The 24,490-nt window shown below is 67.3% G+C and carries 21 protein-coding genes and 1 tRNA gene; 6 read left to right on the top strand and 16 right to left on the bottom strand.

Annotated elements, in window-relative coordinates; all coding sequences use genetic code 11:
* Positions 1-49: 49 nt before the first annotated feature.
* From ACOQPH_RS15830 to ACOQPH_RS15820, 3 genes are read right to left on the bottom strand one after another with little or no spacing between them, the layout of a single operon-like run.
* On the bottom strand, positions 50-457 hold the full coding sequence (locus ACOQPH_RS15830; RefSeq protein ID WP_420622290.1) for a RidA family protein: 408 nt from the start codon (positions 455-457) through the stop codon (positions 50-52).
* A 1-nt stretch (position 458) separates the two neighbouring features.
* Positions 459-1,283 (bottom strand): enoyl-CoA hydratase family protein, encoded by an 825-nt coding sequence (locus tag ACOQPH_RS15825; protein WP_420622289.1) that lies wholly within the window; start codon positions 1,281-1,283, stop codon positions 459-461.
* Entirely contained in the window at positions 1,280-1,990 is a 711-nt protein-coding gene (locus ACOQPH_RS15820) for an SDR family NAD(P)-dependent oxidoreductase (protein ID WP_420622288.1), read from the bottom strand. The genes ACOQPH_RS15825 and ACOQPH_RS15820 overlap by 4 nt, the downstream gene beginning before the upstream one ends.
* Before the next feature lie 230 nt (positions 1,991-2,220).
* On the opposite strand from ACOQPH_RS15820, the gene ACOQPH_RS15815 reads away from it, so the two are divergent.
* Positions 2,221-4,539, top strand: a complete 2,319-nt coding sequence (locus ACOQPH_RS15815) for an FAD-dependent monooxygenase (protein WP_420622287.1) — start codon at positions 2,221-2,223, stop codon at positions 4,537-4,539.
* A gap of 69 nt (positions 4,540-4,608) precedes the next feature.
* Here ACOQPH_RS15815 and ACOQPH_RS15810 read toward each other — a convergent pair whose 3' ends face one another.
* The 6 genes from ACOQPH_RS15810 to larB form a co-directional block, all read right to left on the bottom strand.
* The gene (locus tag ACOQPH_RS15810) at positions 4,609-5,421 is read right to left on the bottom strand and encodes a PaaX family transcriptional regulator C-terminal domain-containing protein (protein WP_420622286.1); all 813 of its coding nucleotides are present in this window, start codon (positions 5,419-5,421) and stop codon (positions 4,609-4,611) included.
* 18 nt (positions 5,422-5,439) lie between these two features.
* A complete protein-coding gene (locus ACOQPH_RS15805) occupies positions 5,440-7,068 on the bottom strand; it encodes an AMP-binding protein (protein WP_420622285.1) in 1,629 nt (542 codons plus the stop codon).
* Positions 7,069-7,184: 116 nt separating this feature from the next.
* Entirely contained in the window at positions 7,185-8,561 is a 1,377-nt protein-coding gene (locus tag ACOQPH_RS15800; RefSeq protein ID WP_420622284.1) for an FAD-dependent oxidoreductase, read from the bottom strand.
* A 51-nt stretch (positions 8,562-8,612) separates the two neighbouring features.
* Positions 8,613-8,686 (bottom strand) — tRNA-Arg (locus ACOQPH_RS15795).
* An 86-nt stretch (positions 8,687-8,772) separates the two neighbouring features.
* Entirely contained in the window at positions 8,773-10,110 is a 1,338-nt protein-coding gene (larC, locus tag ACOQPH_RS15790) for a nickel pincer cofactor biosynthesis protein LarC (protein WP_420622283.1), read from the bottom strand.
* Positions 10,110-10,928, bottom strand: coding sequence for a nickel pincer cofactor biosynthesis protein LarB (gene larB / locus ACOQPH_RS15785; RefSeq protein WP_420622282.1), 819 nt, complete (start codon positions 10,926-10,928; stop codon positions 10,110-10,112). The genes larC and larB overlap by 1 nt, the downstream gene beginning before the upstream one ends.
* A 66-nt stretch (positions 10,929-10,994) precedes the next feature.
* Here larB and pheA point away from each other — a divergent pair, with 66 nt between their 5' ends.
* Entirely contained in the window at positions 10,995-11,972 is a 978-nt protein-coding gene (gene pheA, locus ACOQPH_RS15780) for a prephenate dehydratase (RefSeq protein ID WP_420622281.1), read from the top strand.
* 53 nt (positions 11,973-12,025) lie between these two features.
* On the opposite strand, the gene ACOQPH_RS15775 is transcribed toward pheA, so the two are convergent.
* The 5 genes from ACOQPH_RS15775 to hutU are packed head-to-tail and all read right to left on the bottom strand — an operon-like array spanning position 12,026 to position 18,353.
* On the bottom strand, positions 12,026-13,504 hold the full coding sequence (locus ACOQPH_RS15775; RefSeq protein WP_420622280.1) for an NAD(P)/FAD-dependent oxidoreductase: 1,479 nt from the start codon (positions 13,502-13,504) through the stop codon (positions 12,026-12,028).
* A 24-nt stretch (positions 13,505-13,528) separates the two neighbouring features.
* On the bottom strand, positions 13,529-14,707 hold the full coding sequence (gene hutI / locus ACOQPH_RS15770) for an imidazolonepropionase (protein ID WP_420622279.1): 1,179 nt from the start codon (positions 14,705-14,707) through the stop codon (positions 13,529-13,531).
* Positions 14,704-16,071 (bottom strand): formimidoylglutamate deiminase, encoded by a 1,368-nt coding sequence (locus ACOQPH_RS15765; RefSeq protein ID WP_420622278.1) that lies wholly within the window; start codon positions 16,069-16,071, stop codon positions 14,704-14,706. The genes hutI and ACOQPH_RS15765 overlap by 4 nt, the downstream gene beginning before the upstream one ends.
* Positions 16,068-16,637, bottom strand: coding sequence for a peptide deformylase (gene def, locus ACOQPH_RS15760; protein WP_420622277.1), 570 nt, complete (start codon positions 16,635-16,637; stop codon positions 16,068-16,070). Before def ends, ACOQPH_RS15765 begins: the two co-directional genes overlap by 4 nt.
* Before the next feature lie 24 nt (positions 16,638-16,661).
* Entirely contained in the window at positions 16,662-18,353 is a 1,692-nt protein-coding gene (gene hutU, locus ACOQPH_RS15755) for a urocanate hydratase (protein ID WP_420622276.1), read from the bottom strand.
* Positions 18,354-18,419: 66 nt separating this feature from the next.
* Here hutU and ACOQPH_RS15750 point away from each other — a divergent pair, with 66 nt between their 5' ends.
* Both ACOQPH_RS15750 and hutH read left to right on the top strand, forming a co-directional pair.
* On the top strand, positions 18,420-19,154 hold the full coding sequence (locus ACOQPH_RS15750) for an IclR family transcriptional regulator (protein WP_420622275.1): 735 nt from the start codon (positions 18,420-18,422) through the stop codon (positions 19,152-19,154).
* Between the two features lie 139 nt (positions 19,155-19,293).
* Positions 19,294-20,823, top strand: a complete 1,530-nt coding sequence (gene hutH / locus ACOQPH_RS15745; RefSeq protein ID WP_420622274.1) for a histidine ammonia-lyase — start codon at positions 19,294-19,296, stop codon at positions 20,821-20,823.
* A 130-nt stretch (positions 20,824-20,953) separates the two neighbouring features.
* Here the strand turns inward: hutH and ACOQPH_RS15740 are convergent, their stop codons facing one another.
* Positions 20,954-22,075, bottom strand: coding sequence for a sugar ABC transporter substrate-binding protein (locus tag ACOQPH_RS15740; protein WP_420622273.1), 1,122 nt, complete (start codon positions 22,073-22,075; stop codon positions 20,954-20,956).
* Complete coding sequence (locus ACOQPH_RS15735; protein WP_420622272.1) at positions 22,072-22,296, bottom strand: hypothetical protein; 225 nt, start codon at positions 22,294-22,296, stop codon at positions 22,072-22,074. The genes ACOQPH_RS15740 and ACOQPH_RS15735 overlap by 4 nt, the downstream gene beginning before the upstream one ends.
* Between ACOQPH_RS15735 and ACOQPH_RS15730 the strand changes: the two genes are divergently transcribed.
* Both ACOQPH_RS15730 and ACOQPH_RS15725 read left to right on the top strand, forming a co-directional pair.
* A complete protein-coding gene (locus ACOQPH_RS15730) occupies positions 22,295-24,073 on the top strand; it encodes an ABC transporter permease subunit (protein ID WP_420622271.1) in 1,779 nt (592 codons plus the stop codon). The genes ACOQPH_RS15735 and ACOQPH_RS15730 overlap by 2 nt on opposite strands.
* Positions 24,070-24,471 carry a hypothetical protein gene (locus ACOQPH_RS15725; RefSeq protein ID WP_420622270.1) on the top strand — a complete coding sequence of 134 codons (402 nt, stop codon included), beginning with the start codon at positions 24,070-24,072 and terminating at the stop codon, positions 24,469-24,471. Before ACOQPH_RS15730 ends, ACOQPH_RS15725 begins: the two co-directional genes overlap by 4 nt.
* Positions 24,472-24,490: the final 19 nt, after the last annotated feature.

Raw genomic sequence — 24,490 nt, 5'->3', positions numbered from 1 at the left:
ACCCTAGGTGTCGTCTCCTCAGCGGTCCGCGGCACGGCTCGTGTCTCGCTTAGCTGGGAATGACCGCTGTAGCGATGATCTCGACCAGGGCGTCGGGCTCGAACAGGGCGGTGGTGCCGAGCACTGCCATGGCCGGGAAGTGACGGTCCAGGTGCTTGCGATGGGCGCCGCCCACGCCGCGGCGGTCGTCGCGGTACGCCTGCACGTCGGTTGCATACACGACGAGCGACACGATGTGGTGGGGTTCGCCACCGGCGTGTGCCAGCGCCTCGACGACGTTGCCCAGCGCCACGTCGTACTGCTCGGCGAATGTGTCCCCGACGACGGCTCCGGTCGGGTCAGAAGAAATCTGCCCGGCGATGTACACGGTTCGCCCGTCCGCGGGGACGACGGCGTGGGCGAAGCCGGGGGACGACGCCATGGAATCCGGGCTGATCAGCCGGTGTGGTGTGGTCATGTCATCGTCCCTTCCAGTTCGGCGTTTCCGAGGCCCCGAACGCACGGTGGAACTCGGCATGATCCTCGGTGCGCATCAGCAGCGCCTGGGTCATGGCTTCGAACTCGATCGCTGCAGCGAGGCTCATGTCGGCCTCGCGGCTGATCAGCAGCTTCGTGGCCCGGTAGGCGAGCCTCGGTCCGTCTGCGAGCCGGCGGGCGAGCGCCGTGCACTCCTCGAGCAGGTCGTCGGGATCGACCACCTTGTTCGCCAGCCCGATCTCAACTGCATCGGCAGCAGAGACAGGATCGCCGAACATGAGGATCTCGGTGGCGCGGCCGTGGCCGACCAGCCGGGGCAGCAGGTAGGCCGAGCCCATGTCGCCTCCGGAGAGGCCGACCTTGGTGAACAGGAAGCGGAACGTAGCCCCCCGCACACAGATGCGGAAGTCCGACGCCAGCGCGATCACCGCGCCGGCCCCGGCGGCAGTGCCGTTGACGGCCGCAATGATCGGGATCGCGCACTCGCGCATGTTCTGAACGACTGCACCGGTCATGTGAGTGAACTCGAGCAGGCGGGCGGGATCGAACCTCACCAATTCGCCGATGATCTCGTCGACGTCGCCGCCAGAGCAGAAGCCCCGTCCCTGACCGGTGGTGACGATGGCGTCGATGTCGCCGCGCAGCGGCGCTTCCCGGAACAGGTCGCGCAGGTCGGCGTACACATCGAAGGTGAGCGAGTTGAGCGTTTCCGGGCGCTGGAGCGTGATCGTGGCGACCCGGTCATCCACAGAGACGTCGAAGTGCTCCCAGTCGTCGGTGAACCCAGCAGATGCGCGGAACGTCATGTCGGCGCTCCGTCGAGCACGATCTCTTGACCGTTGCGGTCTGACTCCACGAGCGCCATCACTGCGTCGACCACCTCGACAATTTCGATGATTCGTCCATGGGGTGTGGCCTTGGCGAGTGCCGCCTCGGCATCCGCGAGGTTCTTGCCGGTCCTTTTCGCGATGTTCGCGATGGTGGCAACGGTCATCTCGGTGCGGACGAAGGTCGGGCACACCGTGTTGGCCGTGACACCGGTTCCCGCAGCCTCAGCCGCAACGACCCGCATCAGGCCCATGACGGCGTGCTTGGACGCTGAATAGGCGGCGATGTACTTGTCGCCCTCGACGCCAGCGGTCGACGCAACGGTCACGATCCGGCCAGCGCCACGCTCCAGCATCGGGTCGATGATCGCTCGGGTGCACAGGAACACCCCGGTCGCGTTGACGGCCAGGCTGTGATTCCACTGTGCGAGCGTGGTTCGCCCCAGCCGATTCGACGACGAGATGCCGGCGTTGTTGATGAGGATGTCGACCGGGCCGATGTCGGAGAATGTCGAGGCCACCTGCTCTTCATCGGTCACGTCGCAGATGCGGGCCGCGATGCCCGGCAGCGGCTCCGCGGCCTCCGACGTCGCCAGCGCGGTGACATCGTGGCCAGCAGCGGCGAGCCGCAGGCCGACGGCTCGACCGATGCCGCGTGTGCCGCCAGTGACCACGGCCGTACTCATACCGTGGCCCCGCTGCGATTCAATCGACCAGGCTCGCCCCGGCGGTTGGCGGCGATGTCGAGCATCGTCAGAACTATACTACTCTTTTGACTATCGCAAAATTCCGGCAATTTCCCAAATGCGTCGAATTCGTATGCGCTGATGTTGTGCCCGAAAGCAGTTGATGTGGCAACTGTGGCCTCGCTTGAACCGATCCGACGAATGTCGACGAACCGGGAGCGGACACCCCGATGAAGATCGCGTGCATCGGCGGAGGCCCGGCCAGCCTGTTCTTCAGCATCCTGATGAAGCAGCAGGATCCGAACCATGACATCACCGTGTACGAGCGCAACCGCCGTGGCGACACGTTCGGGTTCGGCGTGGTGTTCTCCGACGAGACCTTGGCCAACATTGCCGAGTCCGACCCAGATGCCATTGCAGCAATCGAATCGGAGTTCCGCCATTGGGGTGCGATGGATGTCCGCTACTGCGGCCGGACCATCTCCTCCGACGGTCACGGCTTCGCCGCGATTTCTCGGGTGCGCCTACTCGAGATCCTGACCTGCCGGGCGACCGAGCTCGGCGTGTCCGTCGAGTTTGAAACCGAGGCTGACGTCGACGCCTTAGGAGACGACGTCGACCTCGTGGTTGCCGGCGATGGCGTCAACAGCGGCACCCGCGCCCGCTACGCGGCCCAGCTGCGGCCCACGATCAGCTACGGATCGGCGAAGTACATCTGGACAGCAACCGACGCGCCCTTCGACCGCTTCACCTTCATCTTCGAAGACACTGTCTTCGAAGACATTGGACACAGCGCCGTGCAGGCGCACATCTATCCCTACAACGACACGCGTTCGACGTTCATCGTCGAGATGGCCGAAGCAACCTGGAACCGGGCACAGCTCGGCGGCCACGACGCCGGGTTGGCCCCTGGCGAATCTGACCAACATGCCATGGGGTGGTGCAGCCGGCTCTTCGCCCGCCACCTCGGCGGACGCCCGCTCATCGGCAACAACTCGAGATGGATCAGCTTCCCCCGAATCTCGTGCGAGTCGTGGGTGGTGAACAACGTCGTGCTGCTGGGCGACGCCGCCCACACGGCTCACTATTCGGTCGGCAGCGGCACCAAGATGGCGCTGGAAGACGCCATCGCACTCGCCGACGCCATGGCCGCAGCCGGCGATGTGTCCACAGCGCTCAAGAACTTCGAGGCGGAGCGACGGCCACAGATCGAGAGCTTGCAGCGGGCCGCGGCGACCAGCGAGGACTGGTTCGCACACGTCGACCACCACCGCCAGCGTCCCTTCGAGCAGTTTGCCTTCTCGCTGTTCACGAGGTCGCAGCGGGTCACTTACGACAACCTGCGCGAGCGGGACGCCGGCTACCTCGACGAGACCTTGCACTGGTTCGCATCCCAGCAGCCGCCCTCCGCCCGGCCGTCGACGCCGGACACACCGCCGATCTTCTACCCGTTCGCGCTGCGTGACGTGACGTTCGGAAACCGCATTGGCGTGTCGCCGATGGCGCAGTACAGCGCTGTCGATGGCATGCCGAACGACTGGCACAAGGTGCACCTGGGCAGCCGCGCCGTCGGAGGCGCCGCTCTGGTGATGACCGAGATGACCTGCACGTCGCCCGAGGCCCGCATCACGCCTGGATGCACCGGGATCTGGAACACCCCCCAAGCCGAGGCCTGGGCCGGGATAACCAGGTTCGTGCACACCTTCACCGAAGCCAAGATCGGCCTTCAGATCGGCCACGCGGGACGCAAGGGTTCAACAAAGGTGCCATGGGAGGGCGAAGACGTACCGCTCGATTCCGGCAACTGGCCGCTGGTGTCAGCCTCTCCGCTGCGGTACCGCGGCGGCAGCCAGATGCCAGCGGAGATGTCGTATGAGCAGATGGACGCCGTACTCGACGACTTCGTGGCTGCAACCCATCGAGCAGCCGACGCCGACTTCGACTTGGTGGAAGTCCATGCTGCGCACGGCTACCTCCTGTCGTCGTTCCTGTCGCCAGCGACGAACCAGCGCGGCGACGACCACGGCGGCACGCTCGACAATCGGGCGCGGTTCCCGCTGCGTGTCATCGAAGCGGTGCGGGAGGCCTGGCCCCGCGCCAAGCCGTTGTCGGTGCGGATCTCGGCCACCGACTGGGTGGAGGGCGGGTTCAGCCGCTCCGAGGCCATCGAGCTGAGTCACATGGCAAAGGACTGCGGCGTGGACATCATCGACGTCTCGACCGGTCAGGTTGATACCGACGGCGAGCCGGCGTATGGGCGCCTGTATCAGACGCCGTTTGCCGAGGCGATCCGCAACGCGGTCGGCATCCCGACGATGGCAGTGGGTGCCATCTCCAGCATCGATGACGTCAACACCGTGCTCATGGCCGGCAGGGCCGACATCTGCCTCATCGCCCGCGGGCATCTCGTCGACCCCTACTGGACCCTCAACGCCGCGATCGATCTCGGGCGCAGCGAGCAGCCGTGGCCCATCCAGTACTGGCCCGGCCGCACGAGCCGCCGCCGCGAACAAGTGCCAGACGCACTCATCGACCGCGACCTGCGCTGACGGCGATGTTTCCCGCTCTTGTTCCCAGTCCCTATTCGAGACGGGCTGACGGGCCGCTCGGGCCGCGGGCTAGCGGCGTGCAGCTGCGTCGAGGGTTTCCAGGTAGAAGCGGTGCGCGCCGGGCCGAAGCTGCCGATGGAGCCGCATGAACACCTCACGCGCTTGTTCCGCGAGCCAGTCCGGGGGTGTGACCGAGCGAGGCAGCCCGGGGTCGGCGTACGGCAGCGGCCGCCAGGCGCTGATGTTGTTCATGTGAGCCACGAACGCGTCGCGGTCCCCCCCAGGTGATGCGACCCACGACTCCGAGATGGGTCGCTGAGCGCTCAGATACTCCCCGTACAGCTTGTTGATGAGGTCGAGATCCCACGCCGATGCCGCCATGTGCTCGCTGTTCGCGTCGGCTCGGAATTCGCCTTCGAAGAACGACACGTAGTCATCCAGCTCGCTCCGCTTGAGCATCGTGCGAGCCTCTTCCAGTAGCGAAGCGGGGGCGATCCACGACGCAGCGGGGCCCGGTGCGAACCCGAGACGGGCGAGCCTCGACCGGATCAGGTACCGCTTGCGGCGTTCGGACTCAGGAATCGAGAACAGCACCAGCAGCCACGAGGCGTCGTTGCGTCTGGCTCCGCTGCCGAAGATGCGCAGATCGCCTGCTTCGAGGATCTCGCGCCCATCCGCGCTCAACGCATAGCCAGCCTTGCCATCCACTCGCTCAGGCACCAGCAGGCCTGAACGCTTCATGCGAGACGCGGCGGACCGCACGGCCTGCGCGTCGATCCCGAGCTCACGCATCAACGCAATGAGCCCGGCGACCGCTATCGGGCCCCCGTACTCCCGAGCGAACAGCCCGTAGGTGTCGAGGATCCGGTCTCTTGGCGACATCGTCTTCGAACCTGGACGCTAGGCGCCGGCCAGCTCAGCTAGCTCTGTCAGCTCTGTCAGCTTGGCCAGCGCCCGCCGCTGGAGCTTTCCTGTCGGCGTCTTGGGCAGTGGCTCAGCGCAGAAGGTGATCCGGCGAGGGTACTTGTAGGGGGCGATGGCGGCCTTGGTGTGGTCCTGCAGTTCGCCCGCGAGTGCCTCCGTCGCTGCCGAGGGGTCGCACAGATGGACGAATGCGTGCACGACCATGCCCCGTTCCGTGTCGGGCGTGCCGATCACGCCCGCTTCGGCGACAGCCCCGTGGCTCAGCAACGCTTCCTCCACCTCTGGGGCGGCGATGTTGTAGCCCGAGCTGACGATCATGTCGTCGGCGCGGGCTTGGTACCAGAAGTAGCCGTCGGCATCGCAGGTGTAGACGTCGCCGGTGAAGTTCCAGCCGTTCTGCACATAGGTGGATTGGCGCGCGTCATTGAGGTACCGGCAGCCGATCGGTCCCTTGACCGCGAGCCTCCCGGGCTCGCCGGGCGGCACCGGATTGCCGTCGTTGTCGAAGATCGCTGCCTCCCACCCGGGCAGCGGCTTGCCCGTGGCACCCGGCCGGATGTCGTCGTCAGATGCCGAGATGAAGATGTGCAGCAGTTCGGTCGAGCCGATTCCATCGATCAGCCGCAGGCCAAGCTCCGCTTGGACCTGTTCGAACGTCGCCCGCGGGAGCCACTCACCGGCCGAGACGGCCCGCCGAAGAGACGACAGGTCCGGGCGAGGCTCCAGCGCCAGCATCGCCCGGTACGCAGTCGGGGAGCTGAAGCACACGATGGCTCGCCGCTCGGCGATCAGATTCGCCAAGGCTGCGGGGCCTGTTTCCTCGCAGAACCAGGTGCACGCTCCTATTCGCATCGGGAAGACGACTTCTCCACCCAGCCCGAAGGTGAATGCGAGCGGCGGGCTGCCGACGAAGACATCGTCGGGTCGTGCTTTCAGCAGCGGCGCGAATGCGTCTGCGATCACCAACAGGTCCCGGTGGAAATGCGCGGCCACCTTGGGGACGCCGGTGGTGCCCGAGGTGCACGCCAGCAGCGCGGGGTCCGTCGCCGCGGTGTCTATCGCAGTGAACTCCGCCGACTTGGTTGCAGCCGCCGCCGCCAGATCGCCTGCCGGCCCCCAGATGGCGATCGGGCCATCGGTCACCTCCTGCAGCTCTGCTTCCAGACCCTGCGCGCACAAGCTGACCGACGGATCGCACTTAGCGCACACCTGCGCAAGCTCCTGGACGCGCAGCAGCGGCATCGTCGTGACCGCGACGGCACCGGCCTTCAGCACGGCGAACCAGGCAGCCACCATCCAGGGAGCGTTGGCCCCTCGAAGCAGGACCCGATTCCCCGGCACGATCTCGTAGTCCTCCACGAGCACTGCGGCGATCCGGTTGGCGCAGTGGTACACGTCGGCGTAGGTCCACATGTCGTCGCCGAGTCCCATGCAGGGCCGTTGGCCCCACCCCTGGGCGATCGCGCCGTCGAGCAGGACTGCTGCAGCATTCAGTCGGCTCGGGTACAAGAAGAGCGGCTCGGACAAGGTGATCTCGGGCCACTGTTCAGCCGGCGGCAGGCCATTGAGTACGAACCGGTCGACGTGCGCGGTCTCGGTGCTCATCTCCAACCACAAAATACCGTTGACGTGACGATCACCAATCGCACGCTATATCTGGGAGACGCTCCGCGCAAGCAATTCAGGCCGGATTCGCGGCCAGCGGGAAGGTGTTCGGCCCGTTAGGCCTCGGCCTTGGCCTTGGCCTTGCGGAAGCGGGTGCCGTGAATGATGCCGCCGTAGTAGTTGAACGCCTGCCGTGCGGTGGGCTCATCGAACGGGTAGTCCGCACCGATCTGAGTTGCAGCGGCGAGCCCGGTTACGAAGCAGGTCTCCTGGCTGTTGACCAGCGTGTGGGCACCGCAATACCAGCTCCGCCGCTTGCCCTGGATGAAACGGAACAGCGGGACGAGCAGTGTCACATGGCGAACGTCGTGCACGATGTGCTGGAACCACCAGCGCTTGACGATCTTCTCGGCATCGATGGGGGTGATCGGGTTGTACGTCACCAAGCAGGGCCGCTCGGATTCCTGGGCCCACGGCTGCTGGTTATGCATGATGTAGGTGATCTCGTAGTTGTCCGGTCTGGCGCCGTACTGGACGACGTGGTTGCTGCGTGTACGCAGCACTTCTACCTCGTCGTCGGGCAGCACTGCCGAGTCTGAATGCACCACCACATGGTTGTGGAGCTCGCTCTCGTAGCGAATCGATGACAACAGGTAGCGCTCCAGCATCGTGGGCTTGTCCAGCATCATCAGCGTCTGGTTCGCATTGCAAGCGAAGATCACCTCGTCGAAGGTCTCGCGGGCACCGGCCTCGTCCTCGACCTCGACGCCGGACGGCTGCCGGTACACCTTGCGCACCGGCCGATTCAGGTAGATCTTGTCGCCGAAATCAGCCGACAGGTTCTCGTAGATGCGCCGCGTTCCCTGGTCCCAGGTCTGCATGGGCGTTGCCGTCTCGATGTCGAAGAACTCGAGATAGCGCGCGAAGAGCGCCGCCGGCATATCGAACACGTTCGTCGCCATCAGGAAGTTGACGAACATCGGCTTGAGGATCTTGTACCTGAAGTCGGCGGAAAACCCGCCCATGTTCAGCACAGTCCGCATGCTGATGTAGTTGAACGGGTTGAGCGCGTTCGCGAACTTGGACCTCGCGCGGGTCAGGCGACCGAATGAATGCAGGCGCTTCAGCAGGCGCTGGAACTTCGCTATCTCGGGTTGCAGCTGATCCCTGATGTCGGAGTCGAAGTCGTGGGCGTAGATGCCACCGCGGTATCTCACGCTGTAGTTGAACTCGGTGTCCACGAGATCGATGCCGAAACGCTCCATCAACAGCACGACGTGGTCGTACACCGACGGGATGCACGCGGTGACGGAGATGTCGAACGGGACCGAGCTGCCGTCGGACTGCGGCATATCGGCCGTGACTGCGTTGCCGCCGATCTGTTCGTTGGCTTCGAACAGCCGGAAATCGAATCGGTCCGGGTGGTGGTGCAAGGCCCACGCGGCCCCCAGCCCCGACATGCCGCCGCCGACAATTGCGATTCTGCGCTGCATCGTCATGCTCCGCCGGTCAGCATGCCGCGGGCTAGCTGCCATGCCCCTCAGCGCGCTTGGAGGGACTCGAACCCCCAACCTTCTGATCCGTAGTCAGATGCTCTATCCAATTGAGCTACAAGCGCTGATGTCTGCCGGGTCCGGGCCGGTTGGCCCGATGGCGCCCAGACAGTCTAGGAGACGGTATCTGCAGGGCTTCAAGAGGTTTCCCTCAGTCTGAGGGGTCATCACGGTCGGGCGGATCAGCGGTGGCCAGCAGCCCGGCGGCTCGTGCGACGTCGGCCGGCGTGCGGCCGAGCGCCTCGGCAGCGGCAACCACGTCAGACCACTCCGGCTTGCTGCGGTAGGGACCGTGCTTGATCGCGACGGCATGCCCGTCGACGTCGACGGTCGATGTGTGGCGCTCAAGCGCCGTGCGCACCAGGGTGCGGGCGCGCAGTCCCAGCGTGCCGGTGAGCCGGGTGGTGAGATCGGCCAGGCGGGTCACGTCTTCGGCTCGGCACAGCGCCATCAGGGTGTGTGCCGGGCGGCCTTTCTTCATCACGATCGGGAAGGCCCAGGCGTCAAGCGCACCAGCGGCCAACAGTTCGGCCAGTGCGTGGCCCAGCACCTCGCCCGAGACGTCGTCGAGGTTGGCAGCTAGCTCGACGAGCTCTTCGGTGCTGTCGGCGCCGGCCATCTCGGCCATTGCAGCGTCCAGCTGCCGGGATTGCTGAGCGGCCGGCGCGCTGTGCGCTGTGCCGACGAGCACGCCGGTGACGTTCGGACGCCCGGGCAGCTCGCGGGTACCTGCCCCAAAGCCGGCACTGAGGAGCGTCATGGCTGGTGCCGGCCCGAAATGCTCAGCCAAGGCGGCAACGATCGCGGCGCCGGTCGGTGTCGTGAGCTCCATGTCGATGTCGACGCCCACTATCGGATGGCCAGCCAGCAGGTTCACCACGGCGGGCGGCGGATTCGGCAGCACTCCGTGGGCGGCGTTGATCGTGCCCTTCCCCACTGCGATGGGGCCACAGCACACTGAGTCCACCGCGAGCGATTCGAGGGCCGCGCACACGCCGACGATGTCCACGATGGCGTCGAGGGCCCCAACTTCGTGGAAGTGCACCTCTTCGGCCGCCATGCCGTGCACCTGGCCTTCGGCTTCGGCCAGTGCCCCGAACACCGCCAGTGCCCGCCGCTGGACGCGCTCAACAAGAGGTGCTGCGGTCAGCAGCTCTCGGATGTCGCGCCAGCGGCGGTGGTGATGCCCCTCGGGGGCATCAACGATTGCCCGCGTCGCTGCCAGCTCGTTCCTCCGGACTCGTTCGGTGCCCAGCTTCCAGCCATCGAGGCCCAGCGTCTCGAGTTGGGCGACCACGTACCCAAGATCAGCGCCCGCATCGAGCAAGGCACCGAGCGCCATGTCGCCCGCGATGCCCGAGACCGGATCGAACCAAGCCACCGTGCCCCCCGTGGCGGGTGATCCAGTGCTGTCGGCAGGGATGACCTCGACGCTTGCCGGCTCACGCGGCTCGGCATTCGTCGGGCTGACCGACGGTGTGTCGTGCATTACTCGGATCCAGCGGGCGGGCGGGCGGCCAGATCCAAGATGCGCATCGCAGCCATGGCGGCGCCGAAGCCATTGTCGATGCCCACCACGGTGATGCCCGCAGCACACGAAGCATGCATCGCCAGGAGCGCCGTGACGCCTTCGAGGGCGGCGCCGTAGCCGGCACTGGTCGGCACGGCGATGACCGGTGAGGATGTCACTCCCGCAACCGCTGTGGCCAGCGCTCCCTCCATGCCTGCCACCACGATGACTGCGTCAGCCGCGGCAAGGGTGTCTATCTCCTCGAGGAACCGGTGCATTCCTGCCAAGCCGATGTCACTCACCAGTTCGGCGCTGATGCCGAAGGCACTCAGGACCGCCGCCGCCTCGGCCACCACCGGACCGTCTGCAGTCCCAGCGGAGGCAACCACCACGCGCTCGATGCGAGGCCCCGACGCACGCCAAACCACCGTCGCCAGCGCTGCGCTGTCAGCGACCTCGCTCTCGGGGTCAGGCCCTCGATCAGCAGGCCAGTGCGCTGTCCCGTCCGGGCACGCAGCGAGCGCTGCATCGGTCTGCTGCTGTTGCGCACGAGTCAGGAGCACCGGTCCGGAGCCGCCGTTCAGCATCTCGGCCACGATCCGGGCGCACTGGCTGGGCGACTTGCCCGGTCCGTAGACCGCCTCGGGATGGCCGGTCCGCAATGAACGGTGATGATCGATGCGCGCCCCGGCGACCTCGGCATAGGGCAGGCGGCGCAGGCGCGCCAACGCTTCGTCGGGCGGCAGCGTTCCGTCACGCACTTCGGTCAGCAGATCGGCAAGCTGTTGTGCGTCCATTGGCTGCCGTTCTACCTGCCGCGGCGAGGGGTCCGTTGCTCTCGGCGCGATGCGTATCCTGCCTCGATGGCTACAGCCGACTCTTCACAGGGCGCCTCGACCCTGCCGCCCTCGACGCGGATCGGCTACATGGGCCCGCACGGCACTTTCACCGAAGCTGCCCTCGCGACCCAGCCCGACCTCTGGCAGTGTGATCTCACCCCGTTGGTGTCGGTGCCCGAGGTGCTCTCGGCACTCGACGACGGTGCAGTCGACTATGGGTTCGTACCAGTCGAGAACGCCATCGAAGGCGCCGTCAACGTCACCCAGGATGCGCTCGCGTTCGACTTCGACTTCCTCATCCAGCGCGAGGTCGTGGTGAACGTGCAACTGGACCTGATGACACTGCCCGGCACGGCCACCGCCGATGACCTCTCGGCGATTCACACGGTGCTGTCGTTCCCCGTAGCCATCGCCCAGTGTCGAGCGTTCCTGCACGGCCGACTCCCCAATGCCGAGATCGAAGCGGCCACCTCGACCGCCCTCGCGGCACGTCGCATCGCTGAAGAACAGTTGGTCGGCGTGGCAGCAATCGCCAGTCCGACCGCGGCCCAGATCTACGGGCTCGAAACGGTCGTGGAATCGATCGAGGACCACCGAGACAACCAGACCCGCTTCCTGCTGCTGGCGAAGAACCAGGTTCCGCCGGCCAGCGGGAACGACAAGACCAGCATCGTGGTGTTCCAGAATCACAATGAGCCCGGCAGCCTGCTGGGGATTCTCATGGAGTTCGAGGCCCGCCGCCTCGACCTGAGCCGGTTGGAATCGCGCCCGACGCGACGGGGCCTCGGCGAGTACTGCTTCATGCTCGACTTCGAGGGTCACATCTCCGACGAAGTGGTTGCGGACTGCCTGCGCGCGCTCAAGATGAAGCAGCGCGACGTCAAGTTCCTCGGTTCGTTCCCCACGGCGAACGGCAACTCGTCGGGCCGTGAGCGAGTCACCGAGGAAGCCTGGACCTCGTCAGACGACTGGCTGAAGTCGCTGCGACGTCTCGTCCGCTGAGCAACGCCAGCGTCACCGGCGGATTGCTCGAACGGCGCGAGGCCGGCGGCGCCCTATACCCAGGGGCAATTGGAGTTGCGGTCGCCGAAGGTGGCGCCGGTGCGGTAGCGGTCAAGTGTGAACGGCTTGAGCTCTTCGGGCTTGTCGCCGTGCACCATCATCTGGGCGGTCAGCTTGCCCACCCCGATCATCTTGAACCCGTGGTTGGAGTCGGCGATCACCCAGGCGTTGTCGGCCACGTAGTCGAACACCGGCACGTTGTCGGGGGTGAATGCGCCGATGCCGCCATTACGACGCTCCTTGAACAGCGGCCGCAAGTTCTCCAGGCGCTTGAACAGCATGCCCAACGTCGCGCAGTAGTAGTCGGCGAACCATTCCTCGGCCTGGTGTTCGTCGTTCAGGTGGCCGTAGGGCTCCACTGCCGCCCTCGGCCCAATCTTGATTGGGATCGTCCCGCCCTGTAGGCCAGGCGCGCCCACCCGCTCCGCGGCATAACGCACGTAGGAGTAGAAGTGGTCCTTGAGGAACCTGCCGTCGTCGGAATACACCGGCGTGTTCATGAGCTCGACGTGCAACACCGGCGAGTCTTTGTGCTGTGCGGTGCGGAAATCGACGCCGGGGGGCAGCAGGACCTCGCCCTCCAGCAGTCGCCAGTAGGTCCACATGTCCATCTGGGTGTCGACATGGCCGTCGGGGTACAGCACGTCGAGGTGCGAAGGGCCGCCTAGCCACTCCCAGTGCTGCGGCGTCCACGCCCCCGTGCCCACCACGACCTGCTCGCAAGTGATCGACCCCTGGTCGGTGTCCACCGCGGTGACCGAGCCTGAGGCGTCGAGTTGGTAGCCGGTCACGGTGGCGCCGTACACCCGCTGCACGCCCCACTGTCGGCACTTCTGGTCCAGGCCCCACACTGCCATGTGGGTGCCGGCGTACCCGGAGCGGTGCTCGTGAAGCACCACGTCGCAGTTCTCGGTCTTGAAGTCGGGCCACAGGTTGGTGAGGAAGGCGCGGGCCTCCGCACCGGTGTGGACGTCGGAGGGGTATCCACTGGCCTTCTGCGACGCCTGGAGCTTGAGGTAGTCCTCGGTCTGGTTCGACTCGCCCACTGACACGTAGCCGACCTGCTGGAAGCCGAGGTTCACGGGGTCGGACTCCCACACCTCCACGCTGGCTCGCAAGATGGCGTGCAGAGGCTCGGTCATGTACATGTTGCGAATGCAGCCGCAGGCCAGCCCGGTAGCGCCAGCGCCCGGGCCCTGCTTGTCGATCAGCACGACCTCACTGCCCGAGCCCTTGCCGGTGCGCTCGAGGTACATGGCCAGGTGGTAGGCGCTCGACAGCCCGTGCACGCCCGCGCCGACCACCACAAACCGAGCATGGCGCGGCAAGGTCACGGCGTCGAACACCGGGATGACGGCCGGGTTGACTGCTTGCCCGTCCACCTCTGGCGGTAGGGGCCGGTTGGCGAACGGATACCACTGGTTGTGCCCAGTGGGGTTAGGCACAGTGGGGTTGGGAACGTTATTGGTCATGTCTCTTCCTCTTGCAATTGGGGATCAATTCTGGTCGTCGGCGGTTGGGAGCCGGTAGTCGGCCCCCAAGGTCCGCCAGATCAATGGGACACCGGGCCGGTAGGCGAGGTGGTGGCGGCTTGGCGCGTCGAGAACGGTTATGTGGGCCGGACCGCCGGCGGTGAGCCGACCGACGTCGGTCCGACCCAACGCCGTTGCCCCTCCGACCGTCACCGCGGCGATGGCCTCGTCGATCGTCATGCCCATGTCGCGCACGGCCATGGCGATGCAGAACGACACCGATGTGGTGTAGCTCGAGCCCGGGTTGCAGTTCGAAGCCATCGCCACCTTGACCCCGGCGTCGATGGCCCGCCGGGCGTCCGGATAGGGCTGGCGGGTGGAGAAGTCGGTGGCCGGCAGGAACGTGGCGACGGTGTCGCTGGCGGCCAGGGCCTCGATGTCATCGTCGGAGAGGTAGGTGCAGTGGTCCACCGACGAGCAGCCCATCTCGACGCCGAGCTGTACGCCCGGCCCGTGGCCGAGCTGGTTGGCGTGGAGACGCAGGCCCAGTCCGGCGGTCCGCCCCGCCTCGAGTACGGCCCGGGACTGTTCGGCGTTGAACGCGCCGGTCTCGCAGAACGCGTCGATCCAGCGGACGCGGTCCCGGACCGCGTCCAGCATCGGCCCGCACACCAGATCGACGTACTCGTCGGCCCGCCCCTGGTACTCGCTGGGCAGCAGGTGGGCGCCCAAGAACGTGGCTTCGGGGCTGGCCTCGGCGGCCAGGGACGCCAACTCGGCCTCGGAGCGCACCGACAGCCCGTAACCGGTCTTGATCTCCACCGTGGTGGTGCCGGCCCGGTGCACTTCGACCAGCCGCTGGCCAAGCGAGGCCGCCAAAGCGTCCCGACCAGCGTTGCGCGTGGCGTCAGTAGTGACCCGGATCCCACCCCCGTCGTAGGGCTCGCCCGCCATCCGCCGGGTGAACTCCTCAGCCCGGTCGCCCGCAAACACCAAGTGGGTGTGAGAGTCGACGAATCCGGGCAGCACGCACCGGCCGCTGACGTCGAGGCGTTCATCGGCGACAGCGCCGGACGGGCCCACCGCCAACACCGTGTCGCCGTCGATGACCACCGACGCATCGGTCACCACGCCCAGCGGACCATCGCCCAGCTCGGGATCGTTGGTGATCAGCTCGGAGATGTTGTCGATGACCAGGGTCATGGCGCGGTGACCTCCGTGATGGCCGAAGCCAGATCGGCCGCGACGTCGATAGTCGTGTGCTGTCCGTCACGCACGACGGTCCTGCCGCCCACTACCAGGTGGTGCACATCGGCACTGGTGGCCGCGAAGATCGTCGCGGCCAGCGCGGTAGCGGCGTCGGCTCCGGCCATCCGCACAGAGTCGAGCCCCACCGTCGCGAAGTCGGCCAGCGCGCCCGACTCCAGCGTGCCTCCCTCCGGCCAACCAACGGACCGGTAGCCGCCGGAGGTGGCCATCGAGGCCAGGGCGTCTACATCGAACACGCCGCGGTCACCGGTGGCCGCCCTCTGGTCGAGCTCGACCGTGCGGGCCTCGGAGAGGATGTCGACGGTGGCGTGGGAGTCCGAGCCCAGGCACAGTCCGGCCCCTGATTGGGCCAAGCCGACGCTAGGTCCAGTGCCGTCGGCCAGATCCCGCTCGGTCGACGGGCACAGGCAGCAGTACGCGCCGGCCGCGCCGATCATCGCCTGGTCTCGCCCGTCGGCATGGGTGGCGTGCACCAGGGTCGTGCCCGGGCCCAAACCTTCGGCCTGAGCGATCACGTCTATGGGAGTCAGGCCGTGGACGCCGAGGCACTGCCGGTTCTCCGCCAGCTGCTCGGAGGCGTGGAAGTGCAGCGGGGCGCCGCGCTCTTTGGCCCAGTCCGCGGCCACCTTGATGGACGGCGGATCGACAGCCCTCACCGAGTGCACCGCCGCGCCAACCCTCACCATCGGTCCCGACACCGTCGAGGCCAGGCCCTCGACCCGATCGGCCCACCGGTCGGCGCTGCCGTCGCTGAACCGGGTCTGGGACGGCCGCAGCGGCTCGTAGCCGCCGTCCAGCGAGGGGTCGAGCCCGCCATGGAGATACAGCGTGTCGAGCAGGGTCAGGCGGATGCCGGCGTCGCGGGCCGCGGCCACCACGGCTGCGCCCATGGCGTCAGGGTCGTCATAGTTGCCCCCGCCGGGTCGGTGATGGACATAGTGGAACTCGCCGACGATGCCGATGCCGGCCAGAGCCATCTCCGCGAACACCGCTCGGGCCAGCCGGTAGTAGCAGTCGGGGTCGAGCCGGGCCGCCACCCGGTACATCAGGTCGCGCCACATCCAGAAGTTGCCGCGCCCTGCGTGGGTTCGGCCCCGCAGGGCTCGGTGGAAGGCGTGACTGTGCGCGTTGGCCAGCGCCGGCAGGGTCAAGCCCGCCAGTGGCACGGCTTCGGGGGGGCAGGCCGGCACACCGGCACGGACCTCGGTGATGCGGTCCCCGTCGATGGTGATCACCACGCCCTCTGCGGCCCCGGACCCACCGAGCCAGGCCAGCTCGCACCAGTACTGAGCGGTCATTCCCCGACCCGCTCGTTGAACTGGGAGATGCGCTCGATGAACGCGTCGCGGTAGTGCCGTTCAAACTCATCCCAGGTGCACAGGGTGGAAGGGTCGGCCCGGTCGGTGATCAGGACACCGTCGAGGTGGTCGCACTCGTGCTGCCAGGTTCCCGCGGTCAGGCCCCGTGCTTGGGAGCAGTGTTCGGTACCTTCACGGTCGAAGTAGCGGACCCGGAGATTGACCGAGCGGACCACGTCGCCTCGCAACGGCACCGAGAGGCAGCCCTCGTTGATGACCACGGTTTCGTCGTCCAGCACCTCGAGCTCCGGGTTGATGGCGACGGTCAACTCAATGGGCGGCTTGTAGGGGTAGCGGGGGTTCTCGTTCACTTCGATGACGACGATCCGGGCCGTTTCGCCGATCTGGTTGGCGGCCAGGCCTGCTCCGTTGGCGTGGCGCATCGTGTCGATGAGGTCGTCGACGATGCCCTGGGTTCGCTCGCTGGCGATCTCCGACTGCGGGACGACCGCAGCCGCCCTCCGCAGCGCCGGATGACCGATGGAGAGAATGTCGCGGACGGTCATGTCCCTGCCTTCACCGCCCGGGGCTTACTGCGCGGCCGCCGGAGCGACCGGAATGTGAACGCCGCGCTCGGCGGCCACTTCCCAAGCCCGGTCGTAACCGGCGTCGGCATGGCGCATCACGCCGGTGCCCGGATCGTTGAGCAGCACCCTCTCCAGTTTCTGAGCGGCCAGGTCGGTCCCGTCGGCCACGCTCACCTGGCCGGCATGGATCGACCGGCCGATGCCCACCCCGCCGCCGTGGTGGATGCTCACCCACGACGCTCCCGACGACGTGTTGACGAGCGCGTTGAGCAGGGGCCAGTCGGCGATGGCGTCGCTGCCGTCTGCCATGTCCTCGGTCTCGCGGTAAGGAGAGGCCACCGAGCCCGAGTCGAGATGGTCGCGTCCGATGACGATCGGCGCGGCCAGCTCGCCGGACCGGACCATCTCGTTGAACCGCAGCCCCAGCCGGTGGCGCTCCCCGTAGCCGAGCCAGCAGATCCGGGCCGGCAGGCCCTGGAACGCGACCCGCTCACTAGCCAGGGTGATCCATCGCTTGAGGCCCTCGTCATCAGGGAATTCCTCAAGCACAGCCCGGTCGGTGGCGGCGATGTCGGCCGGGTCGCCCGACAGCGCAACCCAGCGGAACGGTCCCTTGCCCTCACAGAACAGGGGCCGGATGTAGGCGGGAAGGAAGCCCGGATAGTCGAAGGCCCGCTCGCAGCCGCCGAGCGCGGCCTCGGCCCGCAGGCTGTTGCCATAGTCGAACACCTCGACGCCGGCGTCGAGGAAACCCACCATGGCCTCCACGTGGGTGGCCATGGCCGCCCGGGATCGGCGCACGAACTCGTCGGGCTGGTTGCGCCGGAGCTCGTCCGACGCCTCGGGCGACAGGTCGTTGGGAACATATGCCAGCGGGTCGTGCGCGGAGGTCTGGTCGGTGACGATGTCGGCAGCGACGCCGTCAGCCAGAAGGCGCGGCATCACGTCGGCCGCGTTGCCGACCAGTCCCACTGACAGCGGGCGGCGGGCCCTGACGGCCTCGGAGCAGCGGCGCAGCGCATCGGCGTAGTCGTCGGCGACCACGTCGAGATAGCGGGTCTCCACCCGGCGAGCGACCCGTTCGGGGTCGACCTCGATGCACAGGGCAACCCCATCGTTCATGGTGATGGCCAGCGGCTGAGCACCGCCCATCCCGCCCAGCCCGGCGGTGACGGTGAGGGTCCCTGCCAGCGACCCCCCGAAGCGTTTGCGGGCGATGGCCATGAAGCACTCGTAGGTGCCCTGCAGGATCCCCTGGGTGCCGATGTAGATCCACGACCCGGCCGTCATCTGGCCGAACATGGTCAGGCCGAGCTGCTCCAGCCGGCGGAACTCGTCCCAGTTGCCCCACTCCGGGACAAGGTTGGAGTTGGCGATCAGCACCCTCGGCGCCCATTCGTGGGTGCGGACCACTCCTACCGGCTTGCCCGACTGCACCAGCATGGTCTCGTCGTCGGCGAGATCGGTCAGCGTCGCGATCATGGCGTGGAAGGCCGGCCACGACCGCGCGGCTCGCCCGGTGCCCCCGTACACGACGAGATCGTCGGGGCGCTCGGCGACGTCGGGATCGAGATTGTTCTGCAGCATCCGGAAAGCGGCTTCCTGGGGCCAGCTCCGGCAGGTCAGCGCAGTCCCGGTGGGAGCTCTCACTCCACCTGGAGGGGCGCTGGCGCTGTGCTGTGTGCTGCCTGCCATAAAGGACCTCGCGCTGGCTGCTGTGTGGTGTGCACACGTTACCGAACGTCGGCCTATGATGTCAATATGCAGCAAGAGATCTCAGGTACTGAAATTACTGCTGCCCCGCTGCACAGATCACGCTCGGCGGAGCGGGTGCTGTCGCTGCTGGACGCCGTGGTTACCAACGGCGAGCTCAGCCTGACTGCGGCAGCCGCCCGGACGGACATGCCAGCCAGCACGGCTCTGCGACATCTAAGGGTTCTGACCGACCGCGGCTACCTCGTCAAGGACAGATCCGGTTCCTATGCCGTGGGCCCTGCGTTCGTGCGCACCGCCTTGGCGTCGTTGCAGTCCGGCCCCTACGCCCGGCTCACCTCGGCAGCCCAGCCGGAGCTCGAACGACTGGTCGAGGCCACCGAGGAGTCCGCATACCTGGCAGTGCGCGACGGCGACGCTGCCGTCTATATCGCCACGGTCGAGAGCCGTAGGGCTATCCGTCACGTCGGCTGGGTGGGCCGGTCGGTTCCCATCGACGGCACCGCGGTGGGCGCGGCACTGCTCGCCGCTCCGCTCGCGCGCGGCACCCGACCCGCTCCCCTCTTCAATACCGGCGCCATCGAGTCCGACGTCACCGCGGTCTGCGCGCCGGTCCACGGCTCGGAGGGCCCGGTAGCGGCTCTGTCGGTGCTGGGTCCGGCGGAGCGGCTCGTCGGCACCCGCCTGCAGACCGCCGCCGACGCCGTGATCGAAGCGGCCGTCGCCACATCGGGCGCGCTCTCGTCGGTCGAGGCGTCTCGGGTAGGAAGCGCGGACAGATGAACCTCCCGACGCGTCGCCTGTCGTTTCCCGCTCTAGTTCGCTCCGCTCACGGGCCGCTCGGGCCACGGCTTCGCCCTGTGCTTCCCGCTCTCGCTCGCTCCGCTCACGGGCCGCTCGGGCCCGGGGCTCAGCCTCTGGCATGACGGTGGAACTCGACGGACCAGGCGTCACCGTCTCCGATGTCGTCGCGGTTGCCCGCCACCGCGAACAGGTTCGCCTCAGCGGCGCTGCCCGGTCCCGCATGGCCGCGGCCCGCGCCATCGTGGAGGCCCTGGTCGAAGGCGAGCCGGCCTACGGGATCTCCACCGGCTTCGGTGCTTTGGCCAACACCACCATTCCCGCCAGCCGACGGGCTGCACTGCAGCAGTCCTTGATCCGCTCCCATGCCGCCGGGATGGGTCCGGCGGTCGAGCCCGAGGTGGTCAGAGCCATGATGTTCCTGCGGGCCCGCACGCTCGCCTTCGGAGCGTCCGGCTCGAGGCCGCAGGTTGCGGAATCGCTGGTACGCCTGATCAACGCGGACGTCGTTCCCGTGGTGCCCGAACACGGCTCATTGGGCGCCAGCGGCGACCTCGCGCCGCTCGCCCACGCTGCGCTCGTACTCATCGGCGAAGGCGAAGTCTTCGCCGACGACGGGGGCACGACGAGCGGAGCCGAGGCCCTCTCGGCGGCAGGCATCGAGGCCCTCGTCCTCGCTGAGAAGGAGGGCTTGGCCCTCACCAACGGCACCGACGGGATCCTGGGAATGCTCTGCCTGGCCGTCCACGATCTCGCTGGCCTGCTGAGGGTCGCCGACATCGTGGCTGCCTGCAGCGTCGAGGCTTTGCTGGCCACCGATCGGGCCTTCGCAGCCGACCTGTTGGCGCTGCGGCCCCACCCCGGCCAGCAAGCCAGCGCGGCCAACCTCCGCGCTGTATTGGAGGGCTCGCCCATCGTGGCCAGCCACCGATTCGGCGACGACCGAGTGCAGGACGCCTACTCCATCAGGTGCACGCCCCAGGTTCACGGCGCGGCCCGCGACACGCTCGACTTCGCAGCAGAGGTGACCGGTCGGGAACTGGCCTCGGCCATCGACAATCCGATGGTGATGCCCGACGGCCGCGTCGAGTCGTGCGGCAACTTCCACGGAGCGCCGATCGCGCTGGCAGCCGACTACCTCGCCATCGCCGCGGCTGAGGTCGGCGCCATCTCGGAGCGACGCATCGACCGGCTGCTCGACCCCAAGCGGTCCCACGGTTTGCCCCCCTTCCTGGCCCACGACCCAGGCGTGGACAGCGGGCTGATGATCGGCCAGTACACCGCGGCCGCCCTGTGCGCCGAGAACCGGCGCCTGGCCTCGCCGGCTGCGGTCGACTCGCTGCCCACCTCCGCCATGCAGGAGGACCACGTGTCCATGGGCTGGGGCGCGACCCGCAAGGTGCGCCGGGCGGTCGCCAACCTGCGCCGCATCCTGGCCATCGAATGGGTCACGGCTGCCCGCGGCATCGAACTGCGGGCGCCGTTGCAGCCCGCAGCGGGGACTGTTGCAGCGCTCAGCGTGCTGCGAACCAAGGTGCCCGGCGCGGGACCCGACCGCTGGCTGTCGCCCGAACTCGCCGCAGCCGAGCAGCTGCTCACCGACGAGGCTCTGGTGCCGACGGTAGAAGCAGCTACAGGTTCCCTGGCCTGAAACACCTGGGTGCGGAGGGAGCGATGATTATGGAGTCCCAGATCACCGCATCGGCGGCAGGGATGGTCGCGCGAGTCGGCCACGTATGGCCGCGGCATCTGCCTGACACCGGCGGGGCACGGGCGTCCGCCTAGTTGATATAGGCACCGAACACTCGGTCGAACCAGGCGGCTGCCTCCTCGACGTTGTCGGATGAGATCGGCACGTGCCTGGTCTGGAAGAGCGCGTTCGCGGTGTCGCCGGTGATTGCCGCCTGCGCCACGCGTACGACCGCGAAGCCGACCGCTTCGAGATCGAGCGCCGCAGACAGTGTGTACATCCCGTCGGTGCCGCCGCCGGCTGCGATGAGCTCGATAGCGGGAAGTTCTCCGTCGACTCCGGCGATGAAGACGTTCGACCGATCGAAACCCTCGGCCTGCTCGAACGCTGCATAGGAGCCGAGCGCCGAGCCGTCGATGAGGCCGAGCACCACGTCGATGCCGGGCTCGGCCTGGAGGGCTTCGAGTGTCGCGTCGAGCGCGGGCTGCGGTGCCATGGCGCAGTCGATCTCGATGGGGGCCACGCCGGTGTGCTCGGTGACCCGTTCCTTCGGGATCTCGGTGCGCAGCTGGATGTTCGGCGGAGCGAACGAACACCCGTGGACGATCCAGGAGAACTCATCGGGCGCTCCCGTGAACTCGGTGTCGTACCAGTCGATCACGGCGTCTGCGAGCAGCTCACCCGGGACCTCGTCTGCCAACAGGATGCGCCCGTCGGCGTCGGGGTGGTCCCACAAGTACGTGACCACGGCGACCCCAGCGCTCTGGGCGCCCTGGATCTGCGCGTCATAGCCGCCGGGGCACAGGTTCAGGATGACCACGGCGTCGACGCCGCTCGCGATCATGTTGTCGATGTCGGCTTGTTGCGCCTCGCAATTGCTCGCCGCGGCACCCTCGACGATCTCGAACCCCAGACGCTCGGCCTCGGCCTTGGCAGGCGTGAGCACATTTTGATAGATCGGGGCATCGTCGAGTCCGTACGCGAAACCGATGACGCCCCCGGCCGCCTCCGGCTCAGGTTCGTCCGCGTCGGCGCCGTCATCGCCGCTGGTGGCTGGCTCCTCCGCATCAGCCTCGGCATCGCCATCGCTGCTCGTCGCTTGGTCCGCTCTGCCGTCGGCGCCGTCAGCGGCATCATCGTCGCCGCAGGCTGCTGCCATCAACAGCACCGCCAGCAGCAGTCCCAACATCTTCGCCATCTTCGTCGCTCTCACTCGAGACACTCCTCGTCGTGGTTCCCCTCAGTGTCGGCCCGCCCCAGTGGGTGCGCATCGGTCACCTGACCGATGGAGCGGTCCTTCGCCGGAGGCGATGATGGGTGAGTTGTGACGACTGACGACTCGGGTACACGATCAGCCACGTTGCCATTTGCGGTGTCGGTCCCGATCCAGACGATCGCTGTTCGGTACGGCCTCGCCATCGCCTTCGCGCTCATGTGCATCTTCTTGAGCGCCACCCGAGACAACTTCCTCACCGGCACAAACATCAGGACGATTTTGCTGACCAGCGCGGTGTCGGCAATCATCGCAGTCCCGCTGGGCATGCTGCTGCAGGCGGGCGGAGTCGACTTCTCGGTCGGGAGCACGCTCGGCATCGCGGTCATCCTCGGTGGGCGGTTCATGTCCGACTACGGGTGGCACCCGCTCATTGCGTGTCTGGCAGTGATCGGCGTCTGCGTCGGAATCGGCGCCTTCAACGGGGTCCTGTGCGCAAGGCTCCGCCTGTCACCGGTGGTCGTGACGATCGGCATGCTCTTCTTGCTACGCGGCCTGACCTTCGTGCTCAATGCAGGGAACGTGCGCCGCTCGTTCGGTCGCGGGTTCTCTTACCTCGGCCGTTCCCATTGGGTCGTGCTGGACATCCCGACCCCTGTTCTCGTGGCGGCGGTCTGGAGCACGGCATTGCTGGTGCTGTGGTACCGGACGCGCTGGGGGCGCCACGCCCATGCAGGCGGGATCGACGAGGACGCTGCGGTGTTCGCCGGGATCGATGTCGTCCGCTCCCGGACCAGCCTCTACACCCTCACCGCCGTCGCTGCCGGGATCGGTGGTCTCATCCAGCTGTCGAGGCTCGACAGCGCGCCCGCGGCAACCGGAGTGAACCTCGAACTCGAGGTGTTGACCGCCGTTCTGCTCGGCGGTGTCGCGTTCTCGGGCGGGTTCGGCTCAGCAGCCAACGTGCTGGTCGGCGTCGTATTCTTGACCACGCTGGGCAACGGGCTCATCCAATACCGGGTGGACCCGAACTGGACGAGGGTCGTCGAAGGCGCAGTCCTGGTTGCATCGGCCGCATTCCAAGTGGCGATCGTCAAGGCTGCCCGTCGCCGGCGAAGCGTCGCTCTCGACTCGGATCGCCCGGAACCATCACCGTCGCGCACCCCACCCGATGTCGCACCGATCGAACCGCACAACGACGCGGCGGAGCGGCCGCCGTCGATCTCGGTGCGACGCATCAGCAAGCGCTTCGGGGCCATCACCGCTCTCGACGACGTCAGTTTCGATGTGCACCCCGGTGAGGTGGTAGCGCTCCTGGGAGACAACGGTGCCGGCAAGAGCACCCTGGTCAAGGTGCTGACGGGCGTCCACCGCCCCGACGAGGGATCCATGGCGATCGGAGGTGCCGATGTCGATCCCCGATCACCGATGGAGGCCCGCGAGCTCGGCATCGAGGCAGTCCAGCAGACCCTCGGGGTGGTGAGCCTCTTCGACGCTTCCCAGAACCTCTTCCTTGGTCGCGAGCTGGTGACGGGCGGCGTTGTCGGTCAAGCCGTGGGTTGGATCGACCGGACCGAGCAGATGGATCGGACGCGCCTGGAACTCGCGAGGCTGAGCGTCACAGTGGCCGACCTGTCCGCTCCTATTGCCTCGTATTCGGGCGGCCAGCGCCAGTCGATCGCAGTGGCGCGAGCAAGCCTGTGGGCGAGTGCCGTGGTCCTGTTGGATGAGCCCACTGCCGCTCTGGGCGTGGAGCAGTCCGAGCAGGTGCTGAGCCTGGTTCGACGTCTAGCCGACAACGGCGCCGCGGTGGTGCTGGTCACGCATGACATGGCTCAAGTCCAACAGGTGTGCGACCGAGTGGTCGTGTTGCGTCAGGGAAACGTCGCGGCGGATGAACCGGTCTCGCCCGAGACCACCGTGGAACGGCTGGTGGGCCTGATCACGGGCGCGATCACCGCTGATGCGCGGCCGGCGGTGCGAGGCGAGCGCCCGTGACATGGCGCTCCCTGTGCCCACGAGAGGCCGCGGTTCTCATCGCAGCCGGCTGCCTCCTGCTCCCTGGCTGCCTCGGGCTCCCCGGTGAGACCGGCCCCGTGGTAGCCATCGACACTGTCGACCCCGGCGAGCTCCGGGAACTGCTCGCCTTGGACAACCTGGGGATCTGCAGTGAGGAGGGATGGTCCGGCGAGGTGTTGAGCATGACAACCACGGATGTCGCAGTCACCCTGGGCGTCGTCTTCTCGGGCCTCGGATCCGAGGAGTTGGGCACCGGCTCTACCAGCCTGCATGTTCCGGGCCAGACCACGGTCGAGTTCACCATCGTCCCTGATCCACCGATCGACGATCTGGTGCTGACGTGCATGATCGACATCACGGAGATCGTGGCGCAATGAAACCACGCCCGCGCATCCA

This window comes from Candidatus Poriferisodalis sp. (assembly GCF_965221945.1).
Classification (GTDB): domain Bacteria; phylum Actinomycetota; class Acidimicrobiia; order Acidimicrobiales; family Poriferisodalaceae; genus Poriferisodalis.
This window is presented reverse-complemented; position numbering and strand designations above follow the sequence as displayed.